The 18328-nt window shown below is 63.3% G+C and carries 12 protein-coding genes; 1 reads left to right on the top strand and 11 read right to left on the bottom strand.

Annotated elements, in window-relative coordinates; translation table 11 throughout:
* Positions 1-93: 93 nt before the first annotated feature.
* The 3 genes from AWB72_RS12965 to AWB72_RS12955 all read right to left on the bottom strand — a co-directional run bounded on the left by AWB72_RS12965 (position 94) and on the right by AWB72_RS12955 (position 2617).
* Positions 94-396 carry a hypothetical protein gene (locus AWB72_RS12965; protein ID WP_040052466.1) on the bottom strand — a complete coding sequence of 101 codons (303 nt, stop codon included), beginning with the start codon at positions 394-396 and terminating at the stop codon, positions 94-96.
* A 76-nt stretch (positions 397-472) separates the two neighbouring features.
* Complete coding sequence (locus tag AWB72_RS12960; RefSeq protein ID WP_087128132.1) at positions 473-1486, bottom strand: zinc-dependent alcohol dehydrogenase family protein; 1014 nt, start codon at positions 1484-1486, stop codon at positions 473-475.
* A 126-nt stretch (positions 1487-1612) separates the two neighbouring features.
* Entirely contained in the window at positions 1613-2617 is a 1005-nt protein-coding gene (locus AWB72_RS12955) for an aldo/keto reductase (RefSeq protein WP_040052465.1), read from the bottom strand.
* Between the two features lie 121 nt (positions 2618-2738).
* Here AWB72_RS12955 and AWB72_RS12950 point away from each other — a divergent pair, with 121 nt between their 5' ends.
* Complete coding sequence (locus tag AWB72_RS12950; RefSeq protein ID WP_040052464.1) at positions 2739-3641, top strand: LysR family transcriptional regulator; 903 nt, start codon at positions 2739-2741, stop codon at positions 3639-3641.
* A 59-nt stretch (positions 3642-3700) separates the two neighbouring features.
* Here the strand turns inward: AWB72_RS12950 and AWB72_RS12945 are convergent, their stop codons facing one another.
* The 8 genes from AWB72_RS12945 to AWB72_RS12910 all read right to left on the bottom strand — a co-directional run bounded on the left by AWB72_RS12945 (position 3701) and on the right by AWB72_RS12910 (position 18148).
* Positions 3701-5149: a tyrosinase family protein gene (locus AWB72_RS12945; RefSeq protein ID WP_040052463.1), complete on the bottom strand. Its 1449-nt coding sequence runs from the start codon at positions 5147-5149 to the stop codon at positions 3701-3703.
* Between the two features lie 227 nt (positions 5150-5376).
* The gene (gene pelG / locus AWB72_RS12940) at positions 5377-6747 is read right to left on the bottom strand and encodes an exopolysaccharide Pel transporter PelG (RefSeq protein WP_040052462.1); all 1371 of its coding nucleotides are present in this window, start codon (positions 6745-6747) and stop codon (positions 5377-5379) included.
* 28 nt (positions 6748-6775) lie between these two features.
* Positions 6776-8341, bottom strand: a complete 1566-nt coding sequence (gene pelF, locus AWB72_RS12935; RefSeq protein ID WP_052450067.1) for a GT4 family glycosyltransferase PelF — start codon at positions 8339-8341, stop codon at positions 6776-6778.
* A complete protein-coding gene (locus AWB72_RS12930; RefSeq protein ID WP_040052461.1) occupies positions 8338-9393 on the bottom strand; it encodes a tetratricopeptide repeat protein in 1056 nt (351 codons plus the stop codon). The genes pelF and AWB72_RS12930 overlap by 4 nt, the downstream gene beginning before the upstream one ends.
* Positions 9380-10825 carry a PelD GGDEF domain-containing protein gene (locus tag AWB72_RS12925; protein ID WP_040052460.1) on the bottom strand — a complete coding sequence of 482 codons (1446 nt, stop codon included), beginning with the start codon at positions 10823-10825 and terminating at the stop codon, positions 9380-9382. Before AWB72_RS12925 ends, AWB72_RS12930 begins: the two co-directional genes overlap by 14 nt.
* A gap of 6 nt (positions 10826-10831) precedes the next feature.
* Positions 10832-11362, bottom strand: a complete 531-nt coding sequence (locus AWB72_RS12920) for a hypothetical protein (RefSeq protein ID WP_040052459.1) — start codon at positions 11360-11362, stop codon at positions 10832-10834.
* Between the two features lie 35 nt (positions 11363-11397).
* Positions 11398-15237, bottom strand: a complete 3840-nt coding sequence (locus AWB72_RS12915; RefSeq protein WP_040052682.1) for a tetratricopeptide repeat protein — start codon at positions 15235-15237, stop codon at positions 11398-11400.
* A complete protein-coding gene (locus AWB72_RS12910) occupies positions 15212-18148 on the bottom strand; it encodes a bifunctional glycoside hydrolase/polysaccharide deacetylase family protein (RefSeq protein ID WP_052450065.1) in 2937 nt (978 codons plus the stop codon). The genes AWB72_RS12915 and AWB72_RS12910 overlap by 26 nt, the downstream gene beginning before the upstream one ends.
* Between the last annotated feature and the right edge of the window lie 180 nt (positions 18149-18328).

The raw sequence follows: 18328 nt of genomic DNA, 5'->3' as shown, positions 1-18328 counted from the left end.
GGCGCGCTTCCTCATCATAGAAGAGCGGTGGCCGAAATGTAATCCGCATGAAAAGACGCCGTCGCATGAGTTGAAAGAATGCGCGGTGCGTCGCTACTTCGCGCCCGTACTTGAAGCGCCTGCCGATCCCGTCTTTCCGCGCTGACGCGCTTCTTCCTCGCGCTTCAACTGAGCGGGCGGCGTGCCGACTTGCGTCGCGCCGCCTTGACCGCCTTGCGGGCTCGCGCCCTGGCCGGCTTGTCCGGACTGCCCGCCGCGGACGCCGAAGCCTTCGCTGCGCTGCTGGTTGCCGGGCGCGGCCTGCGCGAGAACGAGCGAAGGCGCGGTGGCGAAGGCGGCCACAGCAGCAGCGGCCGAGAGCATCGATACGAAACGTCGCGTGCGCTTGTCGATCATGGTTGACTGCTCGTTGTGTCGATCCAAGATGCACTGCAATGCGCATGCCGCCCGGCGCGGTCGCACTATCGCATCTTCACCACTCCACGCAGATCTTCCCGAAGTGCGAGCCGCTTTCCTGATGCCGGAACGCATCGGGCAGGGCATCGAAGGGGAATGTCCGGTCGATGACGGGCCGCACGCCATTGCTTTCGAGCGCGCGCACATAGTCTTGCTGATGTCTCCGGCTTCCGACGATCAGGCCCTGCAGCTTCGCCTGACGCGCCATCAGTAGCGATGTCGGCACGTTGCCTTCGCGGCCCGTCAGCACGCCGATCAGCGCGATATGACCGCCGACGCGCACCGCTTCGATCGACTGCGCGAGCGTGCCCGGCCCGCCGACTTCGATCACGTGATCGACGCCGCGCCCGCCCGTGAATTCGCGCACGGGCCCGGCCCATTGCTCGTGCGTGCGGTAATTGACGACGTGATCGGCCCCGAGTGCCTTCGCGCGCGCGAGTTTCTCGTCCGACGACGACGTGACGATCACCTGCGCGCCCATCGCCTTCGCGATCTGCAGCGCCGCAATCGACACGCCGCCCGTGCCGAGCGCGAGCACGGTGTCGCCCGCCTTGAGCCCGCCGTCCACCACGAGCGCGCGCCATGCGGTGAGGCCGGCTGTCGTGATCGTGGCCGCTTCGGTGTGGCTCCAGCCGCGCGGCGCATGCGTGAAGGCGCCGGCCGCGCGCACGACGTGCATCGCCGCCATGCCGTCGATGCCGTCGCCCGGCGTGCCCGCGAAGTTGCCCACTTCCGCTTGCGGCAGGCCATCGGCCCATTGCGGAAAGAAGCACGAGACGACGTGATCGCCGGCCTTGAACTCGGTGACGCCATCGCCGACGGCTTCGACGACGCCCGCGCCATCGGACATCGGCACGCGGCCATCGGCGGCGGGACTCTTGCCGCTCACGACCAGAAGGTCATGAAAGTTGAGCGATGTCGCGTGCAATGCGACGCGAATCTGGCCCGGCCCGGGCGCGCCGGGATCGGGAATGTCGCGGATTTCGAGCTTGTCGAGTCCGCCGGGCGCGCGGAGTGTGAATGCCTTCATGAAGTTTTCCTTCGCCGGATAGCGGCAATGAATCGGTCGATGTGCATGATGCATGCAAAATGCAAACGTCGCGTGCGTTGCAACCGGCGGACCCGCTCCGTGCTGGCTCATGCGCGCCCGATGCGCTCAATGCTTCTCGCTATCCAGATGCGCCATCTGCACGGCGGCGTAGCGGTCGCCGGATGCTGCGCCCTTCGGCACGGCCGATTCGATCGCGGCGAGTTCATCGGCGGAAAGGGTGACATCGAGCGCGCCCAGCGATTCGCTCAGCCGGTCGCGCCGCCTCGCGCCGATGACCGGCACGATGTCGTCGCCCTGCGCGAGCACCCACGCAATCGCGATCTGCGCCACGCTCACGCCCTTGCTTTGCGCAATCTGCGCGAGCGCATCGACGAGGGCGAGATTGCGTTCGACATGGCCGTCCTGAAAGCGCGGACTATGCGCGCGCCAGTCGCCCGCTTGCGCCGATTCCTTCGTCCAGTGTCCGCTAATAAGTCCGCGCGACAGCACGCCATACGCCGAGATGCCGATACCGAGCGCGCGGCAGGCGGGCAGAATCGCGTCCTCGATTCCGCGCGAGATCAGCGAGTATTCGATCTGCAAATCGCATATTGCATGCACTTGCGCCGCCTTTCGAATGGTCGCTGCGCCCACTTCCGACAGCCCGACGTGACGCACGTAGCCCGCCCGGATCATGTCCGCGATCGCGCCGACGGTGTCTTCGATGGGCACTTTCGGATCGAGCCGCGCGGGGCGATAGATGTCGATATGCTCGACGCCCAGGCGCTGCAGCGTATAGGCGAGGAAGTTCTTGACCGCGTTGGGACGCGCGTCGTAATCGGTCCAGTTGCCCGCCGGATCGCGCATGCCGCCGAACTTCACGCTGAGAATCGCGGCATCTCGGCGCGACGGCGGCGCGGTTCTCAACGCCTCGGCAATCAGCAATTCGTTGTGGCCCATGCCGTAGAAGTCGCCGGTATCGAGCAGCGTGACACCCGCTTCGAGCGCCGCGTGGATCGTCGCGATGCTTTCCGCGCGGTCCGACGGCCCGTACATGCCGGACATGCCCATGCAGCCGAGCCCAATGGCGGAGGATTGCGGTCCGGTCTTGCCCAACTGTCGTTGTTCCATGTTCCATCTCCTTTCGAGGTTCCGTTGGCCCGCATGTGCAGGCGTCGGATTGCATTATGTGTTCGAAATGCCCGTGCGATAATCCGCCTCAATTCGAATGGGCTGTGCGCCGAGGCGGACAATGAGCGAACCGGATGTCTCCGATCTCCACGCGTATCTCGCGGTGGCGCGCGCCCGCGGCTTTCGTCAGGCGGCGCTGTTGCGCGGCGTATCGGCATCGTCATTGAGCGATGCGGTGCGCCGGCTCGAAGCGCGGCTCGGCGTGCGCCTTCTGAACCGCACGACGCGCAGCGTCACGCCGACCGAGGCGGGCGAGCGGCTGATCGAACGGCTCACGCCCGCGTTCGCGGAGATTGCGGGCGCACTCGACGCCGTCAACGTGTATCGCGACAGTCCAACGGGCACGCTGCGTCTGAACGTGCCGACCATCGCATCGCGCGAGATTCTTCCGTCGATCATTCCGCGCTTTCTCACCGCGCATCCGGGCATCACGCTCGAAGTCAGCGCAACAGATAACTTCATCGATGTGCTCGCCGCCGGTTTCGATGCCGGCATTCGCTACGACGAGCGCATCGAGCGCGACATGATCGCGGTGCCGATCGGTCCGCGCACGCAGCGCTTCGTCGCCGCTGCCGCGCCGGCTTATCTCGCGCTGCATGGTGAGCCGAAGCATCCGCGCGAGCTGGTGAATCACGCATGCATCGGGCATCGCTTTGAAAGCGGCGTGCTCGCGTCGTGGGAATTCAAGCGGGGCGACAAAATCATGCGCATTGCGCCGCGCGGGCCGCTGGCGACGACATCGATTGAACTGAGCCGAAGCGCCGCGCTCGCGGGACTCGGACTCACTTACACGTTCGAGGAATTCGTGCGCGCGGATATCGAACGCGGCGGGCTCGTTCCGATTCTGAAGCCGTGGTGGCAGAGTTTTCCAGGGCCATCGCTCTATTACCCGAGCCGCGCGCATATGCCGGGGCCGCTGCGGGCTTTCGTCGATTTCATTCGTGCGGAGAATGCGCGTGCGTGACGAACGAAGCGGCTCGTCTTCGATTCATCATGACGAGCCGCTTCATAGGGTGCTTGCGCTCAGGGCGCGTCCGTGCCGAGTTCCACGCGTACTTCGTCGACGGACACCGCGTCGCCATTCGGCGAATTGGGACCGCTGATGCGCACGAATGAGACTACGATCTGAGCTGCATTGCCGGGACCGCCGCGCGCGAGTTGCTCGGTCACGTCGTACGAGAGCATCTTCATGCCGTGATGCTTCATGGTCGAGATCTCGAATGCGCCGATCGTGCCGACGAAGTAATCGGCCTTGACCGAATCGATATCGCCGGTCGCGGGCAGATTCACATAGACGTTATAGAAGAAGCCGCCGTTCTGCGCCGCCGCCGAAAGCGCGATGCCATCGAGCACGAGCTTCACGAAACGGAAGGATGCCTTGCCCGGCGCCATCGCTTGCGGCGTCTCGAGCGAATCACCGGGACTCGCCGCCGGCGATACAGCGAGCGTGTCCTTCAGTGCCGTCGCATTGGACGACGATAGCGCCACGAGCGCGCTCACGGATGCATTGCCCAGATGGACGCCCTTTGCGCCGCCCAGCGAACGGCGCGTCGCGGACACGCTGCGGCCCGGGCTCGATGGGAAGTTGCCGACCGGCGGCCGCCCGTGTATCCCCGATATCTGCGCCTGTACTCGCACGATTCCTCCTCGTTGCGCTTGTGGCGGCAGCGACCGCGGCATGGTGTCGTTGGCGTAGTCGTAGCCGAGATTCGCCGGGGTGCGCGTCTTGGACTTCGCCATCGTGAGGCCGCTTGCATAGGTGAAGCTGCCGTTCCAGTAGCTATTGGTCGCCGCGGGCACCTTGCTCGTCGAACGATGCTCCCACGCGTTCCATAAGCGGTCGAGATTGCAGTGATGCAGATAGAAGATTGGATCGATGGGCGCCGTATTGATGTCGCCCATGTAGCCGCCGATAAGATCGTGCACCGGATTGTGCGGTGCATTCTCCAGCTTCGTCTCGAACGCGTTCTTGGTGCCGCGCTGCATGTTGACGACGGTCGAAGCGAAAGGGCTCAGATCGAGCGCCTGATACACATTCGTATTCACCCGCGGTACGTAGAGCGGATTGGCGCTCGCGCTATTGGTGAATTCGGACGGAATGACCGGATACGTGTAGTAATCCCAGTAGGGAAGGGTGAGATTCTTATCCCCCGATATGGTCTTCAACTGCTGTTCCAGGCAATAGATGTATCCGCGATGCCACGCCAGAAAATAGGGTTCGCTGTGCGGGCAATAGTTGCGATGAACATTGACCCAGTATTGCCACGATGCGGGCGAGCTGCCATTGGTGTTGCTTTTCATCGTACGCACGGCGTCGTAAAACGATGAAAATTGCTGCGTCGTTTTGAACGTTTGCCATTCGAGTCGGATGACCGGGGTGACGGCCGCGCCGAGTTCTGGAAAGGATGCGAGCGCGAGCGCTGACGCCGTTCCCTTGACGAACGCGCGCCGCTTAAGTGAAGTGGATTCCATACAGAGCCTCGTGAACGTGGAAAGGCCAGGTGGAACGAGCGACTGGCTTGCGCTGCGACGCCGCAAGGGCGACGCAGTGGTATTGCCCTCCACAGTGAGCAAATCAAGTATGGACAAGGTTACCTAACATTCAATCCACTATTTAGAATAGCGAACGAAATTGTGTGTGATAGCGTACAAACGGATTTTCGAACGAACGTTCTTCGCGAGCGTCAAGGACCAATCCATTATTGAATCATGAACGTTTCGTATTCCAGCAGCTCGAGCTTACGGTCGAGCCACGCGAGGCTGACGAGCAGCACGATCAACAGCGAGCCTGCAAAGCCGTATCCGTACCATCCCGGGTTCGCGGCAAGCGTCGCGCCCGTCAGCACGACATTCGACACCACGAATAACAACACGAGCGCCAGCACCACACGGCGCTTGTCGAGATAGAAGAACACATTGATCACGCCCATGAAGAGCACTTGCAGGCTCGCGGCGATGACATCGATATAAAGCAGCGGCGAATACAGCGCCGAGATGCCGAGCCATCCCAGCAGCGCGGTGCTGACCGCGAAAAGCAGTAGCGCAGCCGTCGCCTGCACCTTGACGATTTCATAAAGCCCATTGCGCAGCGCTTCCACCATTGCATTGCGCATGCGTTCGATATGCTGCAACGAAGCACCTTCGCGAACCGCGCCATAGAACGCGTCGTAGTACTCGACGAAGTCGGTTTCGATGCGCATCAGAAACACCGCCATGCCGGGAATGATCGCGAGATACGCAAGAAACACGGGGATGTCGTAGATGATCGATGCCCGCAGCGGACCGATCACATCCTGTCCCGTACCCGGCGCGTACCAGAACATGAACTTGTCGATCCAGATGGCGAGGTTGTAGAGAAAGCCCGTCGCCATGAGGGTGGGATAGCGGTATCGCTTCGAGAAGAACTCGAATGAGATGAAACGTTCGCTCGTGTAGTCGCGATAGATCAGCGTCAGCAGTCCCGCGAGCAGCACCGTTTGCCCGAACACGAAGCCGCCGAGCAGTCCCGTCAGTCCGAAGATATTGAGTGTGATGGCGGCGCCCGCCGTCAACGTATAGCCGACGAAAAACACCCACAAAATAGACGTGTACTGCTTCATGCCGGACAGAAAAATCGTCGCGAGCCAGATGTTGCTCATCACGACGAAGCCCGCGAGCATCAGCATTCGGTACGCCGCCGACTGCGCCGGAAACAGGAACACGACCGCGAGTCCGCCGAGCACGATGGCGGCGATCGTCGCGACGAGCGCCGCGCCGTGATAGTTCGGCAGCACCATGTCGCCGCGCTTCTCGAACAAACGATCAGACGTGAAGCGTGTGAAGCCGAGTTGCAGCGGTCCGGTCAGCACGAGCGAGAGCGATATCAAATAGGTCACCGATACCTGAAACTGTGTGATGAGTCCGGTCGGCAACACGAAGGGCAGGCTTAGAATGCCGATCAGCAACATGCCGATGATCGACAGAATCCACGGTCCTGCGCTGATGAGGCCCGCATACGCATACGCCTGCATGAGGCCGACCAGCGTTTCGCGCTGAAGCATCTTGCGCAGTTCGAAGCCGATTCCCGCCATGACGATTCCCCTGCCTCTTCTGATTCGGTTATTCGCGGTTAATGAGCCGCTCGTACAGCGTGCGATAGGCGCCCACCATCCGTTCCTGCGTATAGAAGCGTTCGACGCGCGCAATGCCCGCCGCTTGCGCCGCACGCCAGTTGTCTTCGTCGAGCAAATCGAGTGCGGCATCGGCGAGCGCGCGCGGATCGGCAATCTGCACGACGCGGCCCGCCGCCCCGAGCGCCGCGTCGTCGCCGGGCAAGCCGTGGATCAGTTGCCTGCACGAGCCGACATCCGTCGTCACCGAAGGCACGCCCGCCGCGAAGCCTTCGAGCACGACCAGCGGCAATGCTTCGGATATCGAACTAAGTATGAGAACGCCGCATTTCGGCAGCAGCTCGTCGATCTTCTGAAAGCCGAGAAATCTGACCTTGCCCTGAAGCCCGAGACTTTCGACGAGACTGCGGCATTCGCGGGCGTATTCGACGTCCTCGTCTTCAGGACCGGCGATCCATGCTTCGGCATCGGGCTCCTTGCGCACGACAGTCAGCATCGCGCGAATGAAGGTCTTGATGTCCTTGATCGGCACCACGCGGCCGATCAGGCACAAGGTCTTCGGCACGCCCGCCGCGCGCTTGTTGCGTAGCGCCGAAAGCCTTGGCAGATCGACGCCGTTCGGTATGCTCGCGGTCTTTTGCGCGGGCGCGCCATCGGCGACCTGACGCTGACGGTTGCCTTCATAGAGCGCGATGATGTCGTCGGCGGCGTCGTAACACACGCGACCGAGCGTCTCGAAGAAGCGCACCCACAGATCGCGGAAATAGCCGACTTGCGAGACATCGCGTTCGAAGATGCTGCGGTTATCGCGTATCCACTGGCTCTGGAACAGATCGATCTTCCGTTCCTTCGTATAGATGCCATGCTCGGATACCAGCAGCGGCCGTCCGGTTCGAAAGTGCGCGAGCGCGCCGAGAAAGCCCGCATATCCTGTCGATACGGTGTGGTACACGCCTGCATCGGGCAGTCCGTTCGCAATGCGTGCGAGCAGCCATAGCGGCTTGTGCATCACGCGCACGGTCCAGAAGTAATCGACGAACGAAGGGTCCGTGCAGCGTTCGCGATACTGCTGTGTCACGTAGTTCCACGCCTCGCGCGAATAGAGGAATTCGCGCTCGGACAAGCGGCCGTCCGGTGCAAGGTCTTTCAGCATGTCGCGCAGCATGGGGCCTGCGGCGGCGCGCATCGCGGGATTTCGCATGGCTTCGTGCAGCTCCGCGGATTGCGCGAACGCCATACGGTCGCCCCGGCGCTTCGCGGCTTCGGGCGCGGCTTCGAAGTCGTAGAGAAAGTGATTCTCTTGATGCACGACGTTGTCGGGCAATGCATACGACGCCTTCGGATAATCCTGGGGTCGGCTGCCGAGAAAGCACAACGCGAACGTGAGATCGGGAAACGCGCGGATCATCTGATTGACCCAACTGGATACGCCGCCGCTCACATACGGGAACGTTCCTTCGAGCAACAGCACGACATCGGCGTGCGGCGCTTTGGGCAAGTTCGTGCTGAGCGCGGGCCATGCCTTGTTGATGGCCGTATCGGCAACGGTGTTCATGTCGAGCCTTTGCGAAGCGTGGCAAGCGAGCCGCGCCAGTAGTCGAGCACGGGTCTCATGACGGGAAGGATCGCGGACGGACTCATCTGTGCGAGCAATGTCTTCACGCGCGCGAAATCGCCGCGCAAATAAGCCGCTTCCGCGAGATAAGGCAGCATGCGGTCGCGCGCGAAGCCTTCTTCGATCGCGCGTTCGAGCAAGGTATCGGCGGCGTCGAGATCGCCGCGATCCAGTGCGAGCCTTCCGCGCATGCGCCATAGCGCGGCGTCGGAGGGTTCGATGTCGAGCGCGGCGGCGGCGTAGGCGTCGGCCTGATCCGCTGCATTGCGGTAGACATCGCCCTGAACGAGATGCGCGTAGATGAGCTCGCCATAGAGTTCGGCGAGCGTCTTGTTGACCTCATAACGTTCCTTCGGCGCAAGCTCGGCCTCGAGTTTCGGACGCTCGGCCAGAATGCGCTGCGTGAGTTGCTTCTCCTGACTGTCGAGCATGCCGTAGGCGAGCAGGCGGATATCGTCGAGCGGATCGGCCAACATGCCGCGCAAGAGCGGACTGATGGTGTGCGCGGGCATGGACTGCATCGCGAGAAGGGCGGTCATGCGCAACGACGTGATGCCTTCGTTGTTCTGCAACTCGGCTTTGAGCCGCGCGCCGCGTCCGTATGAAACGTGCGGGATCAGATGCGTGGCGAACTCCGGCTCTTCGACGTAAGCGATGTCCCTCGCCGGCACGCGGCGCGGCAACGCGAGCGCGAGCACCATCGCGCCGACGGAGACCAGCGCGCCGCCCACCGGCACCGCGAACGTTAGTAATCCGATATAAAGCAACGCACCCTTCGACCGATAGCGATGCGGCAAGGTCCGCCAGCACGCAAACGCGATCAGCGCGGCCGCAGCCGCCTGAAGGGTCAAGCATGAGAGCAGCACGCGCGTGGGATCGCCGCCGCGCGATGCGAGCACGAACACAACCATCTGCACGACGACGCCGACGAGCGCCGCCAGCGACGCAAGCCCAGTGACGATGCGGCTCGCGGTGCGCTCAGTCTTCGGCATGGCACAGCCTCAGGAAGTGATGCAGCGAATCAACGGGTGCATCGGCGTCGAGATGCATCGCGTGTGTCGCGACGTGTGCCGATTCGAAGTCCGCGCCGAACTGCGCGCGCAGGTTCTCTTCGATGCGCAACAGATAGCCCGCGACTGCGCTCTCGCCCGAGAGCGGCATCAGCGTGAGCACGACACGATGCTTCGGCGTGACGATGGGCCATTGTGCATCGAGCGAGCGCCGCATACGCAGCACGTGTTCATGCAGCGACGCGCCGAACTCCGTCGTATCGAACACGAGCGCGACGAGCGACGACTCGACGCCCGTATCGCGCAGCAGATGAACGAGGCGTGCATAGTCGAGCGCGAAATCGTAGGGACAGCGCGGGAACGCCTGGAGAATCGAGCGGCTGACTTCCGCATGGCGCACGCTGTCGGCGTAATAGCCGCACAGCACGAGCAGGAACTGCAAGTTGTCGCGCGTCATTGCGAGGAACGGCATGCGCGCGACCACGAGCAGCGCAACGTGCCGGCCGCCTGCATCGAGCAATGGCGCGACCGCGCGATAACGCGTGCCGGCATCGTTTGCATTCGCTTCGGGATGCGTCAGCACGAGTTTGTCCAGCGCCTCGCTGACGAGCGGATCGTTCGCATCGAGTTCGAAGGGTTCGCCCACGCTGGCAACGGGCGTAAGCGCCACGGCGTTGTCGGTCCATGCGAAGAGACTCGCGGTTTCGAGCTGGCATGCTTGCGCCGCCGTCTTCAGAAAACGCGCGGCGCCTTGCAGCGGACCGCCGTCTTCATCGTTGAGCGCGAGCGTGCGAAGCCGCGCGAGTGAGTCGCGCAACGTAGCGGGCCGCGCGAGCACATCCTGTTCGAGCCGTTCATGCGAGAGACGCAACAGGAACTGATTCTTCGTGAGGATTGAAAGCCGCTCGGCGAGATAATCGTTGGCAATGCGTGCTTGCCGCTGACGGCCGATCCAGATATCGCCGAACTGCCCGCACAGCAGTGTAAGCACGAAGCCGCCGAAGAAGAAGCCGCCGGGAAATGGAGACGCGGCGTGGCCGTGCGCGTCGGGAAGCCATTGCGGGGCATACCACGCAAGCAGCAGCAAGAGGGCGCTTGCCGTGCCCGCAAGCGTGCCGTAACGCAGCGCAAAGACGACGGGCATGAGCCAGACCCATCCGAAGCCGGTGCGTGCGAGCAGGGGATCGGCGGGATCGACGAAGCGGCACACCACGAGCAGCGCGATAGTCGCGACGACGACTTCCATCGCGATGAACGCAGCGCGCCTGCGCGAGATGCCCGATGGCGCGAACACACGCGCCCACGGCATGTCGTGCGCGACGGACTGTCCGCTTTGCGCGGCGCGCGTGCGTCGCGATTGAGCGGCGTTATCCGCATCGCCCGATGCTTTTCGCTTGCCTTCGATGGCGCGCATGACGGGCTACTTCGTCAACGTGCCGAGAAGCTCTTTTTCGAGCTTCTGCGCGACGCCCGACAACGCATCGCGGCTCCATCCTGTGCGGCTGCCCGCTGCGCTCCAGACGACCTTGCCGCTCGCGACATCGAGGACATCGAAGGTGAGACCCACGGCCGGCTCGCCATCCACGCCGACCTTGTAGCGCCATTCCGTCACCGTGCCGGTCAACGCATAGCGCACGTTCTGCGATCGCGCCCACGCAAGCGCTTTCGCGTTCGCATCGGGTTTGGCCGTGTCGAAGAGCGTTTCTTCATCGCCGGTGTCGGGATAGCGCGTGACCTGCATGCCGCCCGATGCAAGCAGGCTCTGCGCAATCGCCGATGCGCGCAAGCCCGCTTGCGGCGTTTCCGTGCGATTGGCGATAGGCAGCACGGTCCAGCTCGCGTTTCGTTCGAGCGCGGCGGCGGTGCTGTCGCTGCGGTCCACCACCGCGCACGCACTGAGCGCAAGTGCGATGCTCGCGGCGCTCAGTATGAATCGTCGTGACGTTCTCATCGTTATTCCCTCTGCATGTCTTCGTGTATGCGCCATCAGTAAAGCCAGCGATATCGCACGCCATATTCCGTGAACGCCTGCGTGCGCCCGGCCGTCGCGCCCGCGTGCTCGTAATAGACGAGCGCCTGGTCGTTGCCGAAGACGCTGCCCGCGAGTCCCACGCGCACTTGCGCGGTCCAGCCCTGGTTCGAATCGTGAAGCGGTCCTGCGGCGAAGAAAGGTCGCCAGGCGCGCGTATAACCTTCGGGAAGATCGTCGCCGAAAGAGAACAGCACGCCTTCCTGTGTGAACGTTTGCGGCATGAACTGGCGCGCAGTCAGCGGCGTGCCCGCAGGCAACAGGCGCGCGAGCTGGCCGCCGGGATTGCCCGACGCGCTGTATTGCCCATGCGTGACGACAGCGCGAATGGTGTAGTCCGGATAATCGACGCGCAGCTTGTAGCCCGCATTGAAATCGACCACCGTGCCCGTGCCGAGAAACGACTTGTCCTGTCCATGAAAGCGGTCGTATTCCACGCGTCCGCCCACGAAAACGTGCGGGTCAGGCCGATAGTTGAAGCCCACGCTCGCCAGATCCTTCATCCCGCCGACGATGAGCTGACTCGTTTCCGTCGCCGCCTGATTGATGCCGAGCGCATAGTTGAAGCTCATATTTCGTTGTTCGAACCAAATGCCTTCGATGAGAAACGTCGTGAAATCATCGAACGCATTGCGGCGGCCGATGCTCACGCGTTCGGTGTCATCGAGCCCGAGATGCCGCCACGCAAGCGACAACTGCCGGTCGTGACGCGGCACATTGACGAGCGTGGCGTCGCCGTGCTGATTGCGATCGGCGTAGTCGAGCATGAGGGATTGCGTCGGCGACAAACGCAGTCCCGCGCCGATGCCCGTCTCCGTATAAGACAAGCCGCCCTGATCGACGACCCTGAAATGCGGTGCGATCGCCTGTGCGTTACGCAGCAGTTGCTCGCGCAAAATCTGGTTCACGATTTCATCGTCGGGTAACGCGAATTGCTGTTCGTATGCGTGTGTTTGCACGTCGCCGAAGCGGCCCGTCGCGGCTTCCGCATCGAGCCGGTTCTGGCGCGGAATCCAGTCCGCTTCGGTATCGAGCAGGCGGTTGAGCGTGGCGCGATCATGCTCGGCGAGCGCGATCGTGACTTCGGCATAGACGGGACGCGTTGCACTATCGATGTACTGGCGCAGCAGCCAGAGACTCTCGGCATCGTATGCGTCGTGCGATTGCAGCCAGCCGAGCGCGGCCTCGCGAGCCACGGCCGAATACACGCGCTGCTTCTTCTCCTCGCGATGCACGACGCTTTGCAGCACGTCATCGGTCGATGCGTCGGTGGTCTGTTCAATGCTGCCGTCATCGTTCACGTCCGCGCGTAGAAGCTCGATCAGCACTTGCCGCGATGCATCGCCGCCCGCGAACGAATCCGTCAGTCCGACCATGCGCGCGCGCAGGTCTTCACGCTGCTCATCGTCGAGTCCGGCGGGCTGCTTGCCCGATGCACGCAGCGCCATTTGCTTGCGCCACACGGCGTTGCGCACGCGCCAGGCATCGTCGATACGGCCATTCAACTCGAGCGCATCCGCATAGCCGAGCGCCCATAGCGGATCGTCGCGACGCGATGCAGCCTCCTTGTGCATCATGTGCAGCGCACCGCGCGCATTGCCTAAACGCAGATACGCGGCCGCATAAGGCGCCCACAACGCGCCGTCGTGTTCAGCATCGCGTGCATGGCGCGCGAGGACGGCGCGCAGTTCGGCATCGCTGCCGCGCTCGTTCAATGCCCAGATCAACGCGGCGCGCGCTTCCTGATCGCCCGGTGCAATGGCGAGCGCCGCGCGCGTGTCGGCGAGCGCGCCATCGGGATCGCCTGCACGCCTTAGATACTGCGCACGCGCGAGCAGAAAGCGCGGGGAACGCTCCGCTTCTGCTCGCTCTGCGGCGTCGAGCGATGCCAGCAATGCGCGAATGCGTGCGGTCGCGTGAGCGCGCAGATAGTCGTAGATTGCGAGTTCGAGCAGGCGCTCGCGGCCCGTCTGGCGATATGCAAACTCGGCGATACGTCCCGCTTCCAGCGGCTCGTTCTCGTAGCGCGTGGCCATCGCGGTCAGATCGTCGGGCGTCGCCTGGCCTCCTTCGACCAGCGTGTCGTAGCCTTCGCGCGCCTTGCGGTCTTGTTGATCGAGCGTCGCGATCATCGCGTAGAAGCGCCAGAAATCACCGTCTTGCGCGTTTGCGTGAGACTTCGCGGCATCGAGCACGGCGAGCGAACGGTCGAAGCGGGCGCGCGTGTAATACATGAGGCTCAGCTTGAGCGCGTAGGCCGGATCGGGTCCGAACTCACTCATCAGGCGCTCGTAGGTTTGCATCGCGAGATCGTCGTCGCCGTTGCGTTCAGCGAGCCGCGCATAACGTTCCAGCACCGCACGGCGATAAGCGCCGTGCGCGCGCGCCTGCAGGAAGCGCAGAGCGGCGTCGGGGTCCGCCTTGGCTTCGTATGCGGCGACGACGCGATCGAGCTGCTTCATGTCGCCGGGCGCATGGTCGGACTCGTGGATGGCGGCGGCAAGCATCGCGTCGTTATCGCCCAAGGCGGGCGCGAGGCGTTCGACCTGCTTCCAGTATTTGTCATCGTGGCGCGCGCGCGCGAGCACGAGATAGTTCGCGAGCGCGACGTCCGGCGCGTGATTCCATTCGGCGACTTGCGCGAGGCGTTCGCGCCATTCGATCGATGAAGGATCGCGATTCACGACCGTCTGCGCAATGCGTTGCGCCGCTGAAAGATCGCCGTTCGCGAGGAACACTTTAAAGCCGAGTTCGTAGTCGGCGGCATCGGGAGAGTCCGTCGCGGCGACGCGTTGGGTGATCGCGTTATCGGATTGCGCGTTGGCGTTCATGCAACTGCGCGCGCAAAACATCGCATGCGATGCCTCCTTCCTGCCGATGCCTTCGATCGCGTGCGACGCGAATCGCGCACGACGTATGCCACTTTTAGCGCCATCGCCCGACGACATATCCAATAGCCGCTTCGCATACCAATCCGCGATATCCGGTCTTCCCGCCGCTAGCGCGAGCCTCGTCAGATAGCGCAGCGTTTCACGATCGCGCTCCAACGATCCGATATGCGCCTCTGCAGCGGCGAGCGCATCGGCAAGACGATTGCCCGCCTGCAATGCCTGCACGCCCGAGAGAAACAAGCGCCGCTCGTCGTCGCGCGTCGCGGCATGCGTCTGCGCGGCGAAGAATGCATCGGCGGCGCCCGCATGATCCCCTGAAGCAAGTCTGAGTTGCGCGCCCTGCGCGAGCCAGCGCGATGCCTCATTGGGCTTCATTTGCGCGAGCCGTTCGTAGTACCGGCCCGCGAGCGCGCCATCGTTCAACGCACGCGCCTTCGCCGCAAACGCTTCGAGTTGCGCTGCTTCCCACGGCTTGTCGACGGCCTGCTTGAGGAGCGCATCGAGTTCGGCAAGCCGGGCGGTCCGCTTCGGATCGGCGGGATTCAATGCATACGCTTGCGCCTCGGCGAGATCGATACGCACCTTCAACGCGCGCGACTGCACTTCCGGATCGCCCGACACGGACAGCCGCGCGAGCATCTTGCGGGCATCCGCGATGCGTTGAACCTTCAGATACTCGCGCGTCAGTTCGCTCAGCACTTCCGCATTGTCCGGTTCGATCCGCAGCCACGCTTCGAGATACGCGACGGAAAGCGTATCGGCGTGATCGCCCTGAAGCAGCCGCTCACGCAGACGCTCGCGCGGAAACGCGAGCACGAGCATGAGCATCACCAGCAGCCCGAAAGCCGCGATGACGAACGGCGAGAAGAGCCGCTGGCGATCAGGTTGCGCAGACGACATCGACATGGACGGCATCCGGTCCGTTGCGAGCGAGTGCGGCCGGCGAATACACGCGCCGCCCTTGCGCGATGGCAGGCGCGAGCATGCGGCCGTTCGCCTTGACGATGCATGCGCCCGCGTGCGGCTCGCCGCCGATGGCGAAGTGCGGCGCGACATGCGATGCGAGATCGAACGAAAAGCCCTGCGCCGTGCGTGCGAAACGATTCACGACGCCATTCGCTTCAGCGAGGTAAGGCAGCTTCGCGGCGCGCGTTGCATCGATCACGCGAAAGCGCGCATCCGCGCCGCTCAAGTGGACATACACGCCGCCCGGACCCGCGAGATAACCGATCACGCCTTCTGCGCTCGCGAGATCGGGGACGCGTCCTTCGGGCAGCCGCACGGTGCGTAATGCGCCGTCGCCGTGAATGCGCCAGAAGTCGCCATCGCGCGACACTTCCATGCGCTGAAAATCCAGTACCTTTTGCGCGTATTCGGATGCATAGACGGGCATCAACGGTTGCGCCGACAACGTGCGATACACATCCGACAGCGTCTTCACCGATGCGTATTTGGTGCCTGAAAACATGTGGTAATAGACATCGACCGGCTTGAAGCGGATGGGCGTTTCGGTCATCTCGAACGTTTCGAGCACGCGCCGATAACCGTAGTACGGTCCCTGCCAAAGCGCGGTGTACGGCTCCTCGTTCTGATTCGGCGCGAACACCTGAAAGAAGCCGTCCTTGTTCACGCCGAGCGGCGCGATGGCGGCCCAGCTCGGATACCGCTTCGTGATGAGCGTGTCGCCGCCGTTCATGTTGTACACGCCTGCCTTGTCCGCCGCTTCGATCACGCTCGCGGGAACCTGACAGTCGCCGCTCCACAGCATCACTTTCACGCGCTTGCCGGCGGGCGCGAGTGTGTCGATATAGCGAATGGAGCCTTCGATTTCGCGGTCTGTGTTGTAGCGATAACCGGGAATGTCGATCGACAAGCCGTTGTAGTTCGCGCGGCTGCCGCCCTCGGCGGTGTCGTCGCTGCTCGATTTTCCGAGGCCCGTCACGCGCATCCACTGCAGCGGGTGCGTGTAGGTGTGGCTCGCCACTTCAACGTTCGGTAGTGCGAACAATGCGCGTGCGATTGCACGCAGACGCGGCGCGTCCTTCGGATAAGGACCTTCATCCGATATCTCGCCCTCGATGACCGATACGGTCGTCGGCAAGCCGAATTCGCGGATCACGCGATAAAGCGCATCGCCGGAATATTGCGGAGGCGTGGCCGTCGATGCCTTCATCGTTCCGCCGTTCACATCGAACTCGGCGCGCGAGGCGAGGCCGTCGCCGTCGATGTGCGTCATCAGAAGGCGTCGTCCGTTTTCCGTCGTCGGATCGGGGGCGGGCATGTCGTCGGGCAAGCGCAGGGCCGCACGCAAGAAGCGGATGGGCTGAAGGACCCAGCGCGCCTGATTCGCCATCGGCATGTCGAAGACCGCGAAGGGGCGCATCGCGTAGCCGCCCCACGGCGTGATCGCGGCAGCGTCGATGGTGAAGTCGTTGCCCGCATCCGCCGATGCGAGCCGCAGCAGTGAATGGCTATGCTCGCCGACGCGGACGTTGGCCGTATCGTGCGGATCGGGCTGCGGTTGCATCTCGAAGCCCATCATCGACGCATCCATCGATTCGACACGCAATCGTTTGCCTGCGCGCCCCGCAACGGGCACGAGATCGAGCTTTCGCGCGAGATCGCCGTTCACGTCGATGCCGAAGGTCGTCAGCATCGCGACGGGCGTGTGATGATCGATCTGCGCTTCGAGCCAGTCGCGAAACGCCGACGGGTCCGGCACCGGATAGTCGAGCCACACGACGACGCCTGCATATCGATCCGATAAATCGCCTTCGGGAAGCGGCTTTGCGACATCCGCGAATTCGACGCGATAGCCGAGCCAGTTGAGCGGCATCGATATATAACGCACACCGGGCGTCACGTTGAGACTGGCGCCGGGCCCAATGTCCTGCACGACGAGGATCGTGCGCGGCACGTTACCGCGTGACGTGCTTCGCGGCAAGGGCAGGGTCGCGCGAGCGGGTCCTGTGCCAACGGTTTGCAGCGCACCGTCCGTCACATACGGTATGAGCCCTTGCGCGCTGATCTTCGCGACGGCATCGCGGGCGCACGCACGATCGGCAGGCGCGCAGTAATCGATGGACAACACCGGCAAGCGATATTGCTCGCGCAACGTGCGCGCTTGCGCGAGCAGCCACTGACGATCCGCTTCGGGCACGGCGACATAGCGTTTCTTCGTCTGATCCCATCCGTGATATAGCGACTCGAACGCGACTGCATAAGCAAGGTCGTGAACTTGCGGCATCAGCTCGAAACCGCGATTGAAGATGAGCCGCGCTTCCGGATAGCGCGCCTTGATCGCGCGGATGACCGCGATGACACCCGCTTGCTGACGCGCGCGTTCGTCGTCGGTATGGGCAATCGACTGATACGAATCGAGCGTATCGAGAAAGAAGCCGCGAAAGCCGCGCGCCCACAATGGCGCGATCACATGATCGACGAAAAACTGCGGCCAGCCGGGCGCGGACTGATCCACGATGCGCGAGGCCCACGCCGCGTTGCTGCCCTTGAGCCACGAAGGCGGCATGTCCTTGTAATAAGCGCGCGCGGGCGTCACTTCGCCGACGCTCACGTAAGCGAACCACTTTGACGGCGGTGAATCGGCGGCATGCGTGGACGGCGTGAAGCCGCTGTCCGGCTCGAGGACCACGGCATCGAACGCGGACAACTGGCCGACCGGAACCGGCGCGCCATAAAAGAGCGCGATGGACGGCTCGTGCGCGGACTCATCGGCGCGCGCGGAGAGCGTCATCGCAAGCGTTGCCGCGAGGATGGCCGCGAGGGATCGCCATATGCCGCCGGTGAAGGCGGACATCAGGCGGCGTGATCGCCGGCGCGGCGCGCGGCGGCCAAAGAGTATGCGTCGCGTTCCAATGGAATCTCGTCTTGTCTCATATCGTTGGGGCCTTCGCGGCTCTCTCGATGGCGCTCGAACATGCCTCGACGCACGCACCGAGGCATGACGATTGATATGAGCAAACTCGATGCCAGCCCT

This window comes from Caballeronia concitans, from assembly GCF_001544615.1.
In the GTDB taxonomy this organism is placed as follows: Bacteria; Pseudomonadota; Gammaproteobacteria; order Burkholderiales; family Burkholderiaceae; genus Caballeronia; species Caballeronia concitans.
The sequence above is the reverse complement of the archived record's forward strand: the minus strand, read 5'-3'. Positions and strand labels throughout refer to the sequence as shown.